This window comes from Erythrobacter neustonensis, from assembly GCF_001663175.1.
Classification (GTDB): domain Bacteria; phylum Pseudomonadota; class Alphaproteobacteria; order Sphingomonadales; family Sphingomonadaceae; genus Erythrobacter; species Erythrobacter neustonensis.
The window spans coordinates 326,273-342,644 of the sequence record NZ_CP016033.1 but is presented as its reverse complement, the minus strand read 5'-3'; the positions used below and the strand labels follow the sequence as shown (position 1 = coordinate 342,644).

Below are 16,372 nucleotides of genomic sequence, written 5' to 3'. Positions count from 1 at the left end.
GGATGAACGCGGACACCCGCGACGAAAGCCCGGCGATCGAAGTCGAAGGGCTGGTCAACCGCTTCGGCGATTTCCTCGTCCATGACGGGCTCGACCTCACTGTCCGGCGCGGGGAGATCATCGGCGTGGTCGGCGGTTCGGGCACCGGCAAATCGGTGCTGATGCGCTCGATCATCGGGCTGCAGACGCCCGAAGCGGGGCGCATCCGCGTGCTGGGCCGCAACCTGTGCGGCGAAGATGCCGAAACCGATCTTGTGGTGCGCGAACGCTGGGGCGTATTGTTCCAGGGCGGCGCGCTGTTCTCGACGCTGACCGTGGGCGAGAATGTCGAGGTGCCGCTCAAGCAGTTCTACCCCGATCTCGACCCCGCATTCCGTGCCGAGATCGCGCGTTACAAGGTGATGCTGACAGGCCTGCCCGAAAGCGCGGTGCAGAAGTATCCCAACGAATTGTCGGGCGGGATGAAGAAACGCGCCGGGCTTGCGCGCGCGCTCGCGCTCGATCCCGAGCTTCTGTTCCTCGATGAACCCACTGCCGGGCTCGACCCGATCGGCGCGGCCAAGTTCGACCGCCTGACCCGCGAGCTTCAGGAGACGCTGGGCCTTACCGTGTTCCTGATCACCCACGATCTCGATACGCTGTATGAAATCTGCGACCGGGTGGCGGTGATTGCGGACCGGCGCATCATTGCGGTGGGCACGATCCCCGAACTGATCGCGACGGGCCATCCGTGGATCGAGGAATATTTCAACGGCCCGCGCGGCCGCAGCGCGCATGCCACGCACCTCGCCGGGGAGAGCGCGGCATGATCAACAGAATATTGGACAAGTCCGCGCAAGCGGCCGCATAGGGACGCCATGGAAACCAGAGCCAATCATCTGTGGGTGGGCGCGGTCACGCTGGTGCTGCTGGCGATGCTGGCTGCCTTCATCGTCTGGGTCGCGCGTCTGAACGAAGGCGCGAAGGACGAATTCGATATCTTCTACAACCAGTCGGTCTCGGGCCTCGCGAACGGCAGCCAGGTGAGTTACGCCGGCGTGCCCGTGGGGCAGGTCACCGAAATCGCGCTCGCCAAGGACAATCCCGAATTCGTGCGAGTGCGGATCAAGGTGAAGGAAGAGGTGCCGATCCTCGTCGGCACGCAGGCGACGATCCAGGCGAGCTTCACCGGCGTCTCGACGATCCTGCTTGACGGCGCGCGCAAGGACAATCCGCCGATCACCTGCCAGACCACCGCCTGCCCCGAAGGCCGCCCGGTCATCCCGCCGGGGCGCGGGGGCTTTGGTGAAATCGTCGCCAATGCGCCGCTGCTGCTCGAACGGCTGGCGACGCTGACCGAACAGCTCAACATCATTCTCGGCCCCGACAACCAGAAGGAGTTGGCGGGCATTCTGGCCAATTCGAACCGGCTGACCGCGGGGATGGCCGATGCCGCGCCTGAATTGACCGCCAACCTCAAGGAATTCCGCGTCACGATGCAGGAATTCAACCAGACGCTCGATGCCTTCGAAAAGGTCGCGGCAAGCTCGGATGCGCTGATCAACAAGGATGGCGCGCCGCTGGCACAGGAACTGCGCGCGACCTTGCGCAGCGCCAACGCAGCATTGGCGTCGCTGTCGGCAACGCTCGAAGACACGCGCCCCGCCGCGCGTCAGCTGCGCACCAGCACGCTGCCCAATGCCGAGGCGACCTTGCAGGATCTGCGCGCGACCAGCCGCTCCTTGCGTTCGATCACCGAAAAGCTCGAAGCCGAAGGCGCAGGCGCGCTGGTGGGCGGCAAGACGCTGCCCGACTACAAGCCGCAATAAGGATGATGATGCGATGCGCTTGACCCACCGACCCTTCCGGATCGCCGGTGCCGCGGCCATTTCGCTGGCGCTGGCAGGATGCATCAGTCTGGGCGGCAAACCGCCAGCCAGCCTGCTGACGCTGAGCCCTGCGGCGACCGCTCCGGCCGGACCCGGCGCGGCCCCCGGCACCGCGCGCCCGGTGATCGCGGTGCTCGCCTTCGATACGCCCGCCAAGCTTGACGTGCTGCGCGTGCCTGTGGCGGTGAGCGAGACCGAGCTTGCCTATCTGCAGGAAGCGGTCTGGGTCGAGAAGCCCGCGCGATTGTTCCGCCGTCTGGTGGGCGAGACGATCCGCGCCCGCGGCAACGCGATGGTGATCGACGGCGATGAAACCGCGACGCTGGCGACGGTGACGGTGCAGGGGACGCTGATCGACATGGGATACGATGCGGCGACATCCTCGGCGGTGGTGCGGTTCGATGCCGTGCGGATCGGCAGGGACGGCGCGATCGCCACGCGCCGTTTCGAAGCGCGCGAAGCGGGCGTTGCCGCCGAAACGCGCGCGGTCGGCGCGGCGCTCAACACCGCGGCCAACGCGGTTGCCGCCGATATTGCAGGCTGGGTGGCGGAGGGCTGACGGCGCCCGCCGCCGGCTGCGTCAGGCCTGCGACAACCGCGCAAAGGCGCCCGCGCGCAGGAAATCGGCCTCGCGCCGGGCGCGGCGTTCTTCGGCCTCCCAATCGCGGCCCCACAGATCGGCCTGCCATTCCTCTTCCAGACACGCCGCCTGCCACAGCATCCGTGCCTCGTCCTTGTGCCGGGCGTCAAGCGCGGCGAGCGCGGTGACGAGCGATGCGGCGAGCTTGGCCATCGCCTCCACCCCCGTCAGCACGAAGGGCGGCAGCGCCAGCAAGCGTGCCTCCAGCGCGGCGAGCGCCTCGGGCGGTTGCGGGCGGTGAACGATCCCGCTGATCCGGGTAAGCGTGATGCCATGCGCGGCCTCGACCCGGGCAAGCAGCGGCTCCCACTCGGTCTGCTGACGCTGATGGAGCGCCTCGTCGGGATCGCCGCGGTAGCACAGCGTATCGGTGTCGGCATAGGCGACCAGCGCGCGCGCGATTGCCGCCGGATCGGCCGAAACGATGTCGATCGCATAATCGGCCATGTCGCGCAGCGGCAGGCTGGCGGGATCGATCTTCTCGCCCTGCGCGCGCCATTCGGCCGCCATCGCCTCGCCCAGCGCCTGCGCGGGCACGATCTGCGGCTTGCCGCCCACGGTCTTCACCCCCCGCGCATCGAGCATCACCTGAAACCCGCCCGCAGGCTGGGCTGCGAGCGTGACGTCCTTGTAAAAGCGGCGGATCATGGCGTGTCCTTGGCTCCGGCATTCCAGCGGCGCGCGGCGACGCGCGGAAGGAAGAAGAATTCGATAAAGCCCAGCACGGCAAGCACCGCGCCGAGCGCATAGGGCAGGTCGATCACCCCGCGCACGATCGCAAAGCCGGCCATGATCATCGCGATCCCGGTAAAGCGCAGCGCGGTGATGACCAGATAGCCATTGCGCGCGCGGGTATCGCCGCGGGTCGGTTCGGGCAGGGTCATGGCAGCAGCCTTTCAAGCGCGGCGGCAAGCTGCGTGGACGTTTCGACCACGCAGGCCGCCCCGCTCGCGGCCAGTTCGTCCGCGCCGTGATAACCCCAGCCGACCCCGATCGCGGCGACCCCGATGCTCTTGGCCATCGCCATGTCGAAACTGGTGTCGCCGATCATCACCGCCTCCGCGCGCTGCGCGCCGGCTTCGAACAGCGCGGCTTCGAGCATCGCGGGGTGCGGTTTGGACGGGTGGCGGTCAGCGGTCTGGAGCGAGACGAACAGGTCGGCGATGCCATGTGTTGCCAGGCAGGCGGCCAGCCCGCGGTCGGATTTGCCCGTGGCGACCGCAAGGCTCCAGCCGTCTGCGTGAAGGCCGCGCAAAAGATCGGCGATCCCGTCATACAGCGGCTCGTCGAGCAGGCCTTCCTCCCGCCGTGCGCGAAAGCTCGAACGGTAGAATTCGGTGACAGCGCGGTTGTCGTCCTCGCCAAGCTGCGGGGCAAGGCGGCGCACTGCGGCTGTCAGGCTGAGGCCGACTGTCCGGCGCACCGCATGATCGTCGGGCACGGGAAGGCCCGCGCGCGCGAACGCCCGCGCCATCGCCCAGCAGACATCGGCCTGCCCGTCGACGAGGGTGCCGTCGCAATCGAACACCGCCAGCCGGGTCACGCCGCGTCCCCTAGCATCGCCTGCGCCAAATTGGCCTTGCCTGCCTGCGCAAGTCCTTCGGCAATCGCCGCACGTTCGCGGGGCGACTTGTTCTGCGAGAGCTTCAGCGTGGGGCGCATCGCCGCGACCGTCATTTCAAAGCCGACGATCCCGCGGAACAGTCCCTCCCACACCTTCGCCGATGATTCGGACGCTTGCCACGGCGCGCCGCCGAGCAGGCTTTCGTGGCGCAGGATCGCAGCGTGCAAAAAGGCTTCCAGCGCGTCGTCGGCGATTTGCGACACCGCGCCTTCGCACTCGAGCGCGATGTAATTCCACGTCGGCACGGTGTCGCGGTCGACATACCAGCGCGGCGAGACATAGCCATCGGGCCCGTTGACCACGATCAGCGCCTGCGCGCCCACAAGATGGCGGGTCAGCGCATTGCTGCGCGCGAGGTGGAATTGCAGCCGATCATCGCCCACGGCCATGATCGGGGTATGCGCGACGCGCGGCCCTTCGGGGGTCTGGGCAAAGACCATTCCGAACCCTGCCGCGTCGATCAGGCGGGCAGGCAGGGCCGGATCTTCGCTGCGGAAAAGCGGATTGGGGTGCATCAGCGGGCCGGCTTGCGGGCAGGGGGGCGAGCGCCCGGCTTGCCTGCTGGCGTGCCGCCCGCCCGGCCAGCGGGTTTGCTCTTGCCGCCCGGAGCAGGCTTGCCCTTGGGCTTGGGCTTGGCTTGCGCATTGGCCGCGCCGCGCGCGCGCCGCGGCGCGCGTTCTTCCTTGCGCGCCTGCTTGAAGTGGCGGCGCGCGGCCTGCTTTTTTTCTTCGGGCGTGCGTTCGGGCGTATCCTCGCGCAGCGGCGATGCATCGGACAGGCCCTGATCGAAGCCCAGCACATCCATGCTCATCGCGAAATGCTCGGGCAGTTCGGCGGTCACATCGAGCTTGCCGGTGCTGGCGGGCGCATCCTTGCCGGTGGCCTTGGGTTCGCTGATGATCAGGCGGCGCGCGTGCAAGTGCATCTTGCGGCTGACCGCGCCGGTCAGGAAGGCGTCCTGCCCGCCATATTTGCCATCGCCCACGATCGGGTGGCCGATTGCGGCCATGTGAACGCGCAGCTGGTGCGTGCGCCCGGTCAAGGGCTCAAGCTCGACCCAGGCAGCGCGCTGTCCGGCGCTGTCGACCACGCGGTAACGGGTCTTGGCGGCCGCGCCGTTCTCCTCGTCGATATGCATCTTTTCGCCGCCGGTGCCCGGCTGCTTGGCGAGCGGGGCATCGATCACGCCTTCGGCGAGATCGGGAACCCCCACCACCAGCGCCCAATAGACCTTGCGGGCCGAACGGCTGGCGAACCGCTTGGAAAAGCTCGCCGCGCTGCCCGGTGTGCGCGCGATCAGCAGCACGCCCGAGGTATCCTTGTCGAGCCGGTGGACCAGCCGCGGGCGCGGGGTCTTCTCGTCCTCGACAAAGGCATCGAGGAGCCCGTCGACATGCTTCGTCGTCTTGCTGCCGCCCTGCGTCGCAAGGCCCGGCGGCTTGTTCAGCACGATCGCGGCGCGGGTTTCGTGGATCACCATCGCCTTGGCCTCGGCGATCTGTTCGGCGCTCAAGCTGCGGGCGCGCGGCGCGGCCTTGCGCGCGGCGGCAGCAGGCGCATCCTCGCCGCCCGGCGGCACGCGCAGGGTCTGGCCGGTGGCAAGCCGGTCTTCTGGCTTGGCGCGCTTGCCATCGACCCGGATCTGTCCGGTGCGCGCCCAGCGCGAGACCGTGGCAAAGCCGACCTGCGGCAGGTTGCGCTTGAACCAGCGGTCGAGCCGGATGCCGTCATCATCCTCGCCCACAGTGAACTGGCGGACAGCTTCGGGCGAAGCGGGGGCGGGGGAGGTGGTTTCGTTCATGCAGCGATACTCTGAGCAGTGACAAGGCCGGCCAGCACCGCCGCCATCCCGGCGACAAGCGAGACGGCGACATAGGCGCCCGCCATGCCGATCTGCCCGCGGTGAAGCATCGTGACCAGCTCGGCTGAAAAGGCGCTGAAGGTGGTGAAGCCGCCAAGCAGGCCGACGCCCAGCAGCAGCCGCGTGGATTCGGTGCCTGTGTCGGTCATCGTGCCGCGCGCCAGCCAGCCGATCAGCAGGCCCATCAAGAGGCTGCCCGCGATATTGACCGCCAGCGTCCCCCACGGAAATGCGCTCCCCGCAGGCGCAAGGCTGTGCGCCGCGCGGCCTGCGTGATACCGCAGCACCGAGCCTGCCGCGCCGCCGACAGCGACGTTGAGGCTTGCCACAAGGGGGGAGATTTCACCGGACATGGCGCTGCCTTTAGCGGCGGCAAGGCGATCTGCCTAGCGCGGCGCGCGCACGAACCTGCCCGATCATGCCGCGACAGGGTTGCCAATTTCCCGCCGTTGGACTATCGGGGCGCCGATTGAAGGGCGGTCCCCCAAGGGAATCGCCCGCATTTCATTGGAAATTCACCGCGTATCCCTGCGCAGAATCAAGCAGGGCTCTGGCGTTTTGACATGAGGTAGTCGTCGTTTATGCAAATCATGGTTCGCGATAATAATGTCGATCAGGCCCTGCGCGCGCTCAAGAAGAAGCTGCAGCGCGAAGGCGTTTATCGCGAGATGAAGCTGCGTCGTCACTTCGAAAAGCCGTCGGAAAAGCGCGCCCGTGAAAAGGCTGCTGCCGTGCGCCGCGCTCGCAAGATGGAGCGCAAGCGGATGGAGCGTGACGGGAGCAAATAATCCCGTCGCCAAGTGCGTGTCGCCCGCCGGAACCGCTTGAAACAGCCTTTACGATAAGCCATCAGGGCGCGGTTTCATTCCGCGCCCTTTTGTCGTCATAATCCCGCGCCGCGCGCGGACCAGCAGGACACCAGCATGACCGAGATTACCCGCGTTCCCATCCAGCCCGTTGCCAAGGGTTCGCTGACCAAGCTGTGGATCGGAGTGATCCTCGCGATTCTGGTCGGCGCCGGCCTTGCCTGGGCGGCGATCCCGCGCGGGCTGTCGGTCGACACGGTGGTTGCCGGCACCGGCCCGACCCCCAAGATCGGCGAAGTCGTCTGGGTGAAGTACAAGGGCAGCCTTGCCGCCGATGGCACGGTGTTCGACGAATCGCGCGATATTCCGCTGCCCGTGCAGGGCCTGTTCCCCGAAGGCAGCCCCTTCCCGCTGGAAGAGGGCGCGACGATCCCCGGCTTCTTCAACGGACTGCAGCAGATGCAGAAGGGCGGCAAGTACACGCTCTTCATCCCGGCAGAGCAGGCCTATGGCGCGAGCCCCCCGCAGGGTTCGCCGATCCCGGCCAACGCCGATCTCAAGTTCGACATCGAAGTCGTCGACATCATGAGCCGCGCAACCTTCGACCGCAATCTGCAGGTGCTCCAGCAAACCATGCAGGCGCAGATGGGTCAGCAGGGCCAGCAGGGTCCGCAGGGCCAGCCGCAGGCGCCGCAAGCCGCGCCGCAGGGCCGGTAAGGGCAGGCCGGGCTATGTCGGTGGACAAGGCAACCGTCGCCAAGATCGCCAGCCTCGCGCGCATCCGCATGGATGATGCCGCGCTTGAACGGATGGTGCCCGAACTGAACGGCATCCTCCAATGGGTCGAACAGCTGGGCGAAGTCGACACTGCGGGGATCGCGCCGATGGCGGCGGTGATCCCCAACACACTTCGCCTGCGCGATGACGTGGTCGATGCCGATCCGCTGACCGGCGGCGGCAGGCAGGCCGATGTTCTCGCCAATGCGCCGGCGGCCGAGCACGGTTTCTTCGGCGTGCCCAAAGTGATTGAATAAAGGGGGAGGCGCGAAGCCTGCTCATCCGTTCGGGCCGAGCGTGTCGACGCCCGCGATTTGTCTTTACTGACTCTGCGCCCAGAAAGGTTGTCCTTTCGATCGGCGCAGGGCGAACGGTTGGAAACCATGACTGACCTCACCTCTCTCGGCGTCAAGGAAATCCGCGATGGCGTCGCCAAGGGCGATTTCACCGCGCGCGAAGTGGCGGAACGCTTCAACACCGCTGTTGCCGATGCGGCGGCATTGAATGCCTTCATCGTCACCACCCCCGATCACGCGCTGGCCGCCGCCGACAAGGTCGATGCCGCGCGCGCGGAGGGCGAGCAGCTTGGCGCAATGGCGGGGGTCCCGATCGGGATGAAAGACCTGTTCGCCACCCGCGGCGTCCAGACCACCGCGGCCAGCCACATCCTCGAAGGCTTCACTCCGCAATACGAATCGACCGTATCTCAGAAGCTGTGGGACGCGGGCGCGGGGATGCTCGGCAAGCTCAATCTCGACCAGTTCGCGATGGGGTCGTCGAACGAGACGAGCTATTTCGGCAACGTCACCTCGCCGTGGAAGAAGGCCGGCAGCAATGCGGCCATGTCGCCCGGCGGTTCCTCGGGCGGTTCGTCTTCCGCTGTCGCGGCGCGCATCGCGCCTGCCGCCACCGGCACCGACACCGGCGGCTCGATCCGCCAGCCGGCAGCCTTCACCGGCATCTGCGGGATCAAGCCGACCTATGGCCGCTGCTCGCGCTGGGGCGTGGTGGCTTTCGCCTCGAGCCTCGATCAGGCAGGTCCCATGGCGCGGAGCGTCGAGGATTGCGCGATCATGCTCGGCGCGATGGCGGGGTTCGATCCCAAGGACGCGACTTCGCTCCAGATGGACGTGCCCGACTGGGAAGCCGCGCTCAGCAGCGACCTGCGCGGCAAGAAGGTCGGCATCCCGCGCGAATACCGGATGGATGGCACCGATCAGGCGATCCTCGATTCGTGGGAGCAGGGCAAAGCGTGGCTTCGCGATGCGGGCGCCGAGATCGTCGACGTTTCGCTACCGCACACCAAATATGCGCTGCCCGCCTATTACATCGTCGCACCTGCCGAGGCGTCGAGCAACCTCGCGCGTTATGACGGCGTGCGTTACGGCCTGCGCGATCTGCCCGATGGCAGCGGCCTGCAGGACATGTATGCCGCCACCCGCGCCGCGGGCTTCGGCGACGAGGTCAAGCGCCGCATCCTGATCGGCACCTATGTGCTCTCGGCCGGCTTCTACGACGCCTATTACACGCAGGCGCAGAAGATCCGCGCGCTGGTCGCCCGCGATTTCGAGCGCGCGTTCGAGGAATGCGACGTGATCCTCGCACCCACCACGCCGACCGCGAGCTTCCCGCTGGGTTCGATGAACGAAGACCCGCTGACGATGTATCTGAACGACGTCTTCGCGGTGCCCGCAAGCCTCGCCGGGCTGCCCGCGATGAGCGTGCCCGCGACGACCAACGCCGACGGCCTGCCGCTCGGTCTGCAACTGGTGGGGCGCCCCTTCGACGAGCAGGGTGTGCTGAACGCAGGTCTCGCGATCCAGCAGCGTGCGGGCTTCACGGCGAAGCCGGAGAAGTGGTGGTGACCCCCGACACGCCGCTTTGGCTTGCCGGAATCGGCATCGCCCTTGCGGTGCCGCTGACCTTCATGGTCGCCAATTGGGTTAGGAAGAACGTCGATCACGGCGAAATGCGCTTCGGGCCGGATGGCAAGGTGATCGAGGACGAGGACAAGCAATGAGCAACTACCGCATTCAGGGCGCCACCGGAGAATGGGAGGTCGTGATCGGCCTTGAAGTCCATGCGCAGGTCACTTCCAACGCCAAGCTGTTCAGCGGCGCGGCGACCGCCTTCGGCGCGGAGCCGAACGCGCAGGTCAGCCTGATCGATGCCGCGATGCCGGGGATGCTGCCCGTGCCCAACCGCGAATGCATCCGCCAGGCGGTGCGCACCGGCATGGCGATCGAGGCGCAGATCAACGCGTGGAGCCAGTTCGACCGCAAGAACTACTTCTATGCCGATCTTCCGCAGGGCTACCAGATCAGCCAGCTTTACCACCCCATCGTGGGCGAAGGCTCGCTGACGATCGAAGCGGACGAGAAGGCGGGGATCGAGGCCGACAAGGTGATCGGGATCGAGCGCATCCACATCGAGCAGGATGCCGGCAAGCTGATGCACGATCAGCACCCGACCATGTCCTATGTCGATTTGAATCGTTCGGGCGTGGCGCTGATGGAGATCGTCAGCCGCCCCGACATGGCCTCGCCCGCCGAGGCCGGCGCTTACCTGCGCAAGCTGCGCAGCATCCTGCGCTATGTCGGCAGCTGCGACGGCAACATGGAAGAAGGTTCGATGCGCGCCGACGTGAATGTGTCGGTGCGCAAGGTCGGCGAGCCGCTGGGCACGCGGACCGAAACCAAGAACGTGAATTCGGTGCGCTTCGTGATGCAGGCGATCGAGCATGAGGCGATGCGCCAGGTCGATGTGCTCGAAAGCGGGGGCACGATCGTGCAGGAAACGCGCCTGTTCGATCCGGTCACCGGCACCACGCGCACGATGCGTTCGAAGGAAGACGCGCACGATTATCGCTACTTCCCCGATCCGGACTTGCTGCCGCTGGTGCTGGAGGAGGATTTCCTCGCCGAATGCCGCGCTTCGCTCCCCGAACTGCCCGACGCCAAGCGCAAGCGTTATATCGAGACGCTCGGCCTCACCCCCTACAACGCGCGCGAATTGACCGCCGAGGTCGAGACCTTTGCGCGCTTCGAAACGTTGCTTGCCGAAACCGCGCGCGCAACGGGCAAAAATGACGCGGCGGTCGCCACGCAGGTCGCCAATTGGGCGCTTTCGGTCGCGCCGGGGGTGATGAAGGCGCTGGGCAACGAAGGCGATGCCGCCAATGCCACCGCCGCTTCGCAGGCAGCCATCCTCGCGATGGCCGACAAGGGCGAAATCAGCGGCGGGCAGGCGAAGGAAATCTTCGAGATCGTGCTGAAGACCGGCCGCGAACCCGCTGAAATCGCCGAGGCCGAAGGGCTCAAGCAGGTCAGCGACACCGGCGCGATCGAAGCCGCCGTCGATGCGATCATCGCCGCCAACGCCGACAAGGTCGAACAATACCGCGCCGGCAAGGAAGCGCTGTTCGGCTTCTTCGTCGGCCAGACGATGAAGGCGATGCAGGGCAAGGCGAACCCGGCAGTGGTGAACCAGTTGCTTAAGGGCAAGCTGGGGTAATGACCGTTACGTGCTTTTGCGGTTCTGTGAGCGTGTCCACGGCCCGCAGGCCGGAATTCATTCACGCCTGCAATTGCGACATGTGCCGCAAGGCAGGCGCGCGGTGGGGCTATTTCGATCCCGCTGAAGTCGAGATCAATGGGCCCACCGCGTGCCACAGCCGTCGTGACAAGGCCGAAGCCGGGGCCGAGGTGCATTTCTGTCCGGCGTGCGGCTCGACCACCCATTTCCGCATGACGGCTGCCGCGGTCGCTCGGCACGGCGACGTCATGGCCGGGGTAAACATGGGCCTTGCTGACGCGGCCGATCTGGCCGGAATCGAACTGCGCTATCCTGACGGGAAGGCGTGGTCGGGCGAGGGCGCGTTCGGCTATTACCGTGCGAGCCGTGTGATCGGCGCCAAAACGCTTTGACCGCCATCGTCCTCGTCCAGCCCGAGATCCCCGGCAACACCGGCGCGGTGGGGCGTACCTGCGTGGCGCTCGATCTGGAGCTGATTCTGATCCATCCGCTCGGCTTCGATATCTCCGACAAGCGGGTGAAGCGCTCGGGCCTCGATTACTGGCCGCATGTCCGCCTCACCGAATATGCCAGCTGGGACGCGTTTCTCGCCGCGCGCGCGCCGCGGCCCGATCAGCTGTTCCTGTTCGAGGAATTCGGCGCGCGCTCTTTCTACGAGCCCAAATATCCTGACGATGCTTTCCTTGTCTTCGGGCAGGAGACCAAAGGCATTCCGCAGGCCGTGATCGACCGGCACGCCGACCGGCTGGTCAAGCTGCCGATGCGATCCGATGTGATCCGGTCGCTGAACCTCGCCAACACGGTAGCCGCTGCCGCCTACCAAGCATTGCGCGGAAAGCTCTAAACCCTATTCCAGCCCCAGCGCGCGCAGGTTCATCGTTGCCGCGTTGTAGCTTGCCTCGGCGAGCCTTCCGGCAAGGCCCGCACGGATCGCGCCGATCTGCGCGTTCGCCGCGGTTTCCTCGCGCGCGTTGACGAGGAAGAACTCGCCTGCGCCAAGCCGGAACCGCGTGCGTTCGGCCTGCACCATCTGGTTGGCCTGCCGCACCTCGGCATTCGCAAGGTCAGCCAGCTTGCGTGCGGCGGCAAGATTGGTGAGGATGTTGCTGACATCGGTGGTGATCTGGTCGGCGATCCGGCGCTGGCGCAGCTCGGTTTCGCGCCGTTCGGCCTCTGCGCGGTCCAGCGCCCCGCGCGCGGTGCGGCGTTGCAGCGGCACCGAAAAGGTGAGGCCCACCACGGTGTCGGTCGAATCGAAGCCCGGCCCGCCCGGCCCGATCTGGCCGAAATCGCGCGACAGCTCGGCGGTCGCGTTGAGCGAGGGCTTGAGATCGTTTTCGCGCAGTGCGATCCGGTTGTTCGCGCGTTCGAGCGCGATGCGGAAGGTCTGCAGCTCCGGCCGGGCAAGGATCACCTCGCTGGTCGGGGTGATCGCCAACGCCTCGGGCGCGGGGATCGCGCCGAAGCGGGCAAGATCGGGGAGCATCTCACGCGTGGGCACGATCATCCGGCCATCGGTGCCGCGCAGGTAGAACCCCAGCGAGTTCGAGGCGGTCTCGAAATCGCGCCGCGCCTGTTCGAGCAGCGTGCGGCGGCGCAGCAGGTTCTGTTCGTTTTCAATCAGCGCGACCCGCGCGAGCGCGCCTTCGTTGAATTCGCGGGTCAGGCCGATCTGGCGCGCTTCGGCAATTTCGAGCAATTCCTCGAACACGCGGATTTCCTCGCCTGCGCCGACCCAGCGCCAATAGGCCCGCAAGGCCTCGTGCTGGACGTTGAGGCGCACCAGCATCACGTCAAGCTCGGCCTGCGCGGCGGCAAGGCGGGTGTCCTCGATCGCGAAACGGCGGCTGTCGATGTCGCGGTTGCGCAGCAGCGAGAACATCGCGCCGACCTTCACTTCGCCCAGCGCGTTGGTGTAATTGTAATTCTCGTAGGTCGGAAAATCGCCGCTCGACACGCGGTAGGAGCCGAACACTTCCGCGCCCAGTGGCCGCAGCGGCTGGCGCGCTTCGACCTTGCCGAAACCGCCCGAATAATAGCCTGTCAGCCGGTCGTAATATTCGCCCTTCAGCATCAGGTCGAACGCGCCGTCGGCACCCAGTTGATCTGCGCGCGCGGCGGCCTCGCGCTCGAAGGCTTCGAGCACCTGCGGGAAGGTGAGCGCGGAGGAGCGCAGCACCTCTTCGGGCAGCAGGGGCCCGGTGGTCAGCGCGGCTTCGATCGGGTCGCCGACGGGCGCGATGGTTTGCGCGATGGCGGGCGTGGTTGCCGCGCAAAACGCAGCCGCTGCCGCGCAGGCGAGCAGCGTGCAGCGAACACCCCGCGCGGGCGAAGACGACAAGACAAACCGTCGCGGCATGGCTATTTCGCCGCCCCTGCGGTGGCTGGGGCTGTCGCCGCGGCGGTGGGCAACTGCGGCGGGAAATTGTTGAGCTGGCGCCAGATCTCGTAACCCACCGGCACGGTTTCGAGCAGCACCCAGGCCTGCACCGCCGCGCCGAAGCGGACATAGCGTTCCTCGGGCCAGCCATAGCCGTCGAGCGTGTCTTCGGCGATCAGCACGCGGAAGCGCCCGTCGATCTGCGCCGACTGGTCGACGCTGACGACCTTGCCCCCGAAGGTGCCGACCGCAACCGAGGGCCAGCCCGAAAATTGCACCGCGGGCCAGCCTTCGAACTGGATGCGCGCCGCATCGCCGGGGCGGACGAGCGCGACATCGCGCCCGTCGATGAAAATCTCGATCACCCGCACCGCGCCTTCGGGGACGAAGGTCGCCAGCACATCGCCCGCCTTGATGAAGGTCGCGGCATCGCCGGCGTTGAGGCTCTGGATGAAACCGTCGCGCGGGGCGCGCACGATCTGTTCGGACTGGCGCGCGATATTGACATCTGCGCGGTTGAGATCGGCCTGCGCGGCGGCAACCTTGCCCTGCATTTCGGCGACCTTGATCTGCGACAATTCATAGTCGCGCCGGGCGGCAAGTCCCGCCTCGAACAATTCGCGGCTCCGGCGTTCGTCGATCTGCGCGGTGGCAAGCGCGGATTGCGCGGCGGCCAGTTGCAGCTCCATCTGCCCGCGTTCGGCCTGCAGGCGGTCGAGCAGATTGGGGTCGATATCGGCGATACGGACGATCGGATCGCCTTTCTTCACCGACGAACCATCGCGCACATACCATTCCTCGATCCGGCCGGGCACCAGCGCGTTGATGTCCTGTTTGCGCTGGTTGGGGCTGAGCGTGGTCACCACCCCGCGGCCCGACGTGGTCTGCACCCACGGGACATAGACGAGGAAGGCGATCGCCACGACAACCGCGGTCAGGATGATGAAGAACACTGCGCGCATGATCCGCGGGGTGCGGATGCTGGCGAGCGTCTTGAAGTGCGCCATGTCTTCTTTGAGCGTCGCCATGCTTAGGCCCCCTTTCCGGCAACGGCGGCACTGAATTCGTCGAAATCGTCGAACCAGCTTTGCCGTTGCGCTTCGAGATAGAGGAACCGGTCGAAGCCCAGATCGATGCGGCGGTTGGAGAAATAGATCACGGTCGAATAGGCCTGCGCGCGCAATTCAGCGACCGCGCGTTCGATCGGTTCAGGGTCAAGCAAATCGAACAACCGGCTCAGCACCAGCACGCGCGGGCGTTCGAGCAGCGCATTGGCAAGCTTCAACTGCTGGAGTTCGACCGCCGAAAGCGGATAGCCCGTAGTCGCAAGCGGGGTGTCGAGCCCCTTTTCGAGCGTGGCGATGGTATCGGCCAGCCCCACGGTCTCGAGCGCGCCGAGCATCCGCTGCGGCGCGGTTTCGGGGCAGGACAGCGCCAGATATTCGCGGATCGTCATTTCGACGATGCTGGGCCGGTCGAGCACGTGGACGTTCTTGCGCAGGTAATGCGGCTCGATCGCTTTCAGATCGATTTCGCCCAGCGTCGCGATCCCGCCCTGCGGCAGATCGTGCAGCTTGAGCAGATTGGTGAACAGGCGTTGCACCCCGTGCTGGCTGGCCGCCGCCATGACCACCGCCCCGCTCGGGATTTCAAGGTCGAAGCACACGTCTTCGTTGCGGGCCTTGCCGGTCACGCGCTGCATCGTGATCGTGTGATCCGGCCCGACGACAGGATCGGCGTCCTTGGGCTGTTCCTGTTCGACATCGTAGAACTGCGAGATTTCCTCGACCGCGGCGAACAGGTCGTAGAAATAGCCAAGGTAGATGCCCAGCTGCGACACCGCGACAAAGGCTGCCGACAGCACCAGTTCGGCGGCGACCAGTTGCCCAAGCGTCAGCTCGTTCTGGATGACCAGCCAACCCCCAAGCCCCAGCAAGGCCGCGCTGGCGGCGGCATAGAGCACGAGGAAGCTGACCGTCTGCGAAAACAGGTGGCGGAAGTGGCGTTTGCGCTGATTCACATAAACGCGCGTGTGGTCATCGGTCTTGTCGAGCGCGTAGTCGATCCGGCGCTGCGACTTGAAAAAGCCGTTCGACCCGCCGATCGTCTCAAGCCAGGCAGCGGTGGTGTGCTTGGCATGGCTGACATCGATCCCGGTGCGCAGCGCGCGCGCGCCCCATATCAGCCAGATCGCCCAGATCAGCGCGATCATCACCAGCGTGAAGCCGAGGAAATAGGGGTGATAGAGGCTGACCAGCACGAACCCGACCGCAATCTGGAGCAGCGCGGTAAATCCGCCGATGAACAGGTTGGGGATCAGCGACTGAACATAGATCACGTCGAAATAGCGGTTGAACAGCGAGCTTTTCTTCACGTCGCCGAAAAAGGGGTCCTGCGCATAGACCGAGATCAGTGAGATTTCGGCCACCATCCGCGCGTAGAACCGGCGCGCGAAGATCTCCATCAGGTGGATCCGCAAGGCATAGAGCAGCACCGACATCAGCAGCAGGCCGAACAGCGTGAGCGACAGCATCACCAGCGGCGCGGTAAGCGCGGTGTTGGCGATGGTGTTGATGAGCATCTGCACCGAAATCGGGGTGGCGAGGCTGAGCAGGCTGATCCCGACACCGTAAACCGCCGCGAGCCAGTAGAAATTGGCTTCGGGCTTCAGGATGTCGAAGAAAATCCTGAAGAACTTGGCCAGGGATATCTGCGAGCCGTAATTTTGGCCTTCACCTGCCATGGCAGCCTTTCCGTCCGATAAGGTCCATCGCGTGTGGCTTGCAACCCACAGGGCACCGCAACAGCGCGCTTGTTGCTGTGCAAGCAACTGCAGCGCCGCTCAAGCGAACAATGGTCGAGGGCCCTTGCGGTTCCGACCT

Annotated in this window: 20 protein-coding genes; 11 read left to right on the top strand and 9 right to left on the bottom strand. The window is 66.1% G+C overall.

The window, feature by feature from the left end; genetic code table 11:
• Window positions 1–2: 2 nt before the first annotated feature.
• Genes A9D12_RS01620 through A9D12_RS01610 form a run of 3 tightly spaced genes read left to right on the top strand, consistent with a single transcriptional unit; the run spans window position 3 to window position 2,427 of the window.
• Window positions 3–809 carry an ABC transporter ATP-binding protein gene (locus A9D12_RS01620; protein WP_068353395.1) on the top strand — a complete coding sequence of 269 codons (807 nt, stop codon included), beginning with the start codon at window positions 3–5 and terminating at the stop codon, window positions 807–809.
• Between the two features lie 48 nt (window positions 810–857).
• Complete coding sequence (locus tag A9D12_RS01615) at window positions 858–1,808, top strand: MlaD family protein (protein ID WP_068349127.1); 951 nt, start codon at window positions 858–860, stop codon at window positions 1,806–1,808.
• Window positions 1,809–1,821: 13 nt separating this feature from the next.
• Entirely contained in the window at window positions 1,822–2,427 is a 606-nt protein-coding gene (locus tag A9D12_RS01610) for an ABC-type transport auxiliary lipoprotein family protein (RefSeq protein WP_068349124.1), read from the top strand.
• Window positions 2,428–2,448: 21 nt separating this feature from the next.
• On the opposite strand, the gene A9D12_RS01605 is transcribed toward A9D12_RS01610, so the two are convergent.
• The 6 genes from A9D12_RS01605 to crcB are packed head-to-tail and all read right to left on the bottom strand — an operon-like array spanning window position 2,449 to window position 6,346.
• Complete coding sequence (locus A9D12_RS01605; RefSeq protein WP_197489848.1) at window positions 2,449–3,156, bottom strand: ATP12 family chaperone protein; 708 nt, start codon at window positions 3,154–3,156, stop codon at window positions 2,449–2,451.
• Window positions 3,153–3,392 (bottom strand): hypothetical protein, encoded by a 240-nt coding sequence (locus tag A9D12_RS01600; protein ID WP_068349121.1) that lies wholly within the window; start codon window positions 3,390–3,392, stop codon window positions 3,153–3,155. The genes A9D12_RS01605 and A9D12_RS01600 overlap by 4 nt, the downstream gene beginning before the upstream one ends.
• On the bottom strand, window positions 3,389–4,051 hold the full coding sequence (locus A9D12_RS01595) for an HAD-IA family hydrolase (protein WP_068349119.1): 663 nt from the start codon (window positions 4,049–4,051) through the stop codon (window positions 3,389–3,391). The genes A9D12_RS01600 and A9D12_RS01595 overlap by 4 nt, the downstream gene beginning before the upstream one ends.
• The gene (locus A9D12_RS01590; protein WP_068349116.1) at window positions 4,048–4,647 is read right to left on the bottom strand and encodes an FMN-binding negative transcriptional regulator; all 600 of its coding nucleotides are present in this window, start codon (window positions 4,645–4,647) and stop codon (window positions 4,048–4,050) included. Before A9D12_RS01590 ends, A9D12_RS01595 begins: the two co-directional genes overlap by 4 nt.
• Window positions 4,647–5,933, bottom strand: coding sequence for an RluA family pseudouridine synthase (locus A9D12_RS01585; protein WP_068349113.1), 1,287 nt, complete (start codon window positions 5,931–5,933; stop codon window positions 4,647–4,649). The genes A9D12_RS01590 and A9D12_RS01585 overlap by 1 nt, the downstream gene beginning before the upstream one ends.
• Window positions 5,930–6,346 (bottom strand): fluoride efflux transporter CrcB, encoded by a 417-nt coding sequence (gene crcB, locus A9D12_RS01580; protein ID WP_068349110.1) that lies wholly within the window; start codon window positions 6,344–6,346, stop codon window positions 5,930–5,932. Before crcB ends, A9D12_RS01585 begins: the two co-directional genes overlap by 4 nt.
• A 228-nt stretch (window positions 6,347–6,574) precedes the next feature.
• Here crcB and rpsU point away from each other — a divergent pair, with 228 nt between their 5' ends.
• The 8 genes from rpsU (at window position 6,575) to A9D12_RS01540 (ending at window position 11,954) form a co-directional block, all read left to right on the top strand.
• On the top strand, window positions 6,575–6,781 hold the full coding sequence (rpsU, locus tag A9D12_RS01575) for a 30S ribosomal protein S21 (RefSeq protein WP_067402220.1): 207 nt from the start codon (window positions 6,575–6,577) through the stop codon (window positions 6,779–6,781).
• A gap of 135 nt (window positions 6,782–6,916) precedes the next feature.
• A complete protein-coding gene (locus A9D12_RS01570) occupies window positions 6,917–7,516 on the top strand; it encodes an FKBP-type peptidyl-prolyl cis-trans isomerase (protein WP_068349107.1) in 600 nt (199 codons plus the stop codon).
• Between the two features lie 14 nt (window positions 7,517–7,530).
• The gene (gene gatC / locus A9D12_RS01565; protein ID WP_068349104.1) at window positions 7,531–7,833 is read left to right on the top strand and encodes an Asp-tRNA(Asn)/Glu-tRNA(Gln) amidotransferase subunit GatC; all 303 of its coding nucleotides are present in this window, start codon (window positions 7,531–7,533) and stop codon (window positions 7,831–7,833) included.
• 126 nt (window positions 7,834–7,959) lie between these two features.
• Window positions 7,960–9,441, top strand: coding sequence for an Asp-tRNA(Asn)/Glu-tRNA(Gln) amidotransferase subunit GatA (gene gatA, locus A9D12_RS01560; protein ID WP_068349102.1), 1,482 nt, complete (start codon window positions 7,960–7,962; stop codon window positions 9,439–9,441).
• Window positions 9,438–9,596, top strand: coding sequence for a glutamyl-tRNA amidotransferase (locus tag A9D12_RS01555; protein ID WP_231889668.1), 159 nt, complete (start codon window positions 9,438–9,440; stop codon window positions 9,594–9,596). The genes gatA and A9D12_RS01555 overlap by 4 nt, the downstream gene beginning before the upstream one ends.
• Window positions 9,593–11,089 (top strand): Asp-tRNA(Asn)/Glu-tRNA(Gln) amidotransferase subunit GatB, encoded by a 1,497-nt coding sequence (gene gatB / locus A9D12_RS01550; RefSeq protein ID WP_068349096.1) that lies wholly within the window; start codon window positions 9,593–9,595, stop codon window positions 11,087–11,089. The genes A9D12_RS01555 and gatB overlap by 4 nt, the downstream gene beginning before the upstream one ends.
• A complete protein-coding gene (locus A9D12_RS01545; RefSeq protein WP_068349092.1) occupies window positions 11,089–11,502 on the top strand; it encodes a GFA family protein in 414 nt (137 codons plus the stop codon). The genes gatB and A9D12_RS01545 overlap by 1 nt, the downstream gene beginning before the upstream one ends.
• Entirely contained in the window at window positions 11,499–11,954 is a 456-nt protein-coding gene (locus A9D12_RS01540) for a tRNA (cytidine(34)-2'-O)-methyltransferase (protein ID WP_068349088.1), read from the top strand. Before A9D12_RS01545 ends, A9D12_RS01540 begins: the two co-directional genes overlap by 4 nt.
• 3 nt (window positions 11,955–11,957) lie before the next feature.
• On the opposite strand, the gene A9D12_RS01535 is transcribed toward A9D12_RS01540, so the two are convergent.
• Genes A9D12_RS01535 through A9D12_RS01525 form a run of 3 tightly spaced genes read right to left on the bottom strand, consistent with a single transcriptional unit; the run spans window position 11,958 to window position 16,233 of the window.
• Window positions 11,958–13,469: a TolC family protein gene (locus A9D12_RS01535; RefSeq protein ID WP_082925326.1), complete on the bottom strand. Its 1,512-nt coding sequence runs from the start codon at window positions 13,467–13,469 to the stop codon at window positions 11,958–11,960.
• Window positions 13,470–13,471: 2 nt separating this feature from the next.
• Window positions 13,472–14,518 (bottom strand): HlyD family secretion protein, encoded by a 1,047-nt coding sequence (locus A9D12_RS01530; RefSeq protein WP_068349085.1) that lies wholly within the window; start codon window positions 14,516–14,518, stop codon window positions 13,472–13,474.
• Between the two features lie 2 nt (window positions 14,519–14,520).
• Entirely contained in the window at window positions 14,521–16,233 is a 1,713-nt protein-coding gene (locus tag A9D12_RS01525; RefSeq protein WP_068349082.1) for an ABC transporter transmembrane domain-containing protein, read from the bottom strand.
• Between the last annotated feature and the right edge of the window lie 139 nt (window positions 16,234–16,372).

Coding starts and splice junctions, on each gene's coding strand:
- A9D12_RS01610 (WP_068349124.1), top strand. CDS start 1,822: ATGCGCTTGACCCACCGACCCTTCCGGATCGCCGGTGCCGCGGCCATT.
- gatB (WP_068349096.1), top strand. CDS start 9,593: ATGAGCAACTACCGCATTCAGGGCGCCACCGGAGAATGGGAGGTCGTG.
- crcB (WP_068349110.1), bottom strand. CDS start 6,346: ATGTCCGGTGAAATCTCCCCCCTTGTGGCAAGCCTCAACGTCGCTGTC.
- A9D12_RS01570 (WP_068349107.1), top strand. CDS start 6,917: ATGACCGAGATTACCCGCGTTCCCATCCAGCCCGTTGCCAAGGGTTCG.
- A9D12_RS01545 (WP_068349092.1), top strand. CDS start 11,089: ATGACCGTTACGTGCTTTTGCGGTTCTGTGAGCGTGTCCACGGCCCGC.
- A9D12_RS01530 (WP_068349085.1), bottom strand. CDS start 14,518: ATGGCGACGCTCAAAGAAGACATGGCGCACTTCAAGACGCTCGCCAGC.
- gatA (WP_068349102.1), top strand. CDS start 7,960: ATGACTGACCTCACCTCTCTCGGCGTCAAGGAAATCCGCGATGGCGTC.
- A9D12_RS01620 (WP_068353395.1), top strand. CDS start 3: ATGAACGCGGACACCCGCGACGAAAGCCCGGCGATCGAAGTCGAAGGG.
- A9D12_RS01600 (WP_068349121.1), bottom strand. CDS start 3,392: ATGACCCTGCCCGAACCGACCCGCGGCGATACCCGCGCGCGCAATGGC.
- A9D12_RS01590 (WP_068349116.1), bottom strand. CDS start 4,647: ATGCACCCCAATCCGCTTTTCCGCAGCGAAGATCCGGCCCTGCCTGCC.
- A9D12_RS01585 (WP_068349113.1), bottom strand. CDS start 5,933: ATGAACGAAACCACCTCCCCCGCCCCCGCTTCGCCCGAAGCTGTCCGC.
- A9D12_RS01605 (WP_197489848.1), bottom strand. CDS start 3,156: ATGATCCGCCGCTTTTACAAGGACGTCACGCTCGCAGCCCAGCCTGCG.
- A9D12_RS01535 (WP_082925326.1), bottom strand. CDS start 13,469: ATGCCGCGACGGTTTGTCTTGTCGTCTTCGCCCGCGCGGGGTGTTCGC.
- A9D12_RS01615 (WP_068349127.1), top strand. CDS start 858: ATGGAAACCAGAGCCAATCATCTGTGGGTGGGCGCGGTCACGCTGGTG.
- rpsU (WP_067402220.1), top strand. CDS start 6,575: ATGCAAATCATGGTTCGCGATAATAATGTCGATCAGGCCCTGCGCGCG.
- gatC (WP_068349104.1), top strand. CDS start 7,531: ATGTCGGTGGACAAGGCAACCGTCGCCAAGATCGCCAGCCTCGCGCGC.
- A9D12_RS01525 (WP_068349082.1), bottom strand. CDS start 16,233: ATGGCAGGTGAAGGCCAAAATTACGGCTCGCAGATATCCCTGGCCAAG.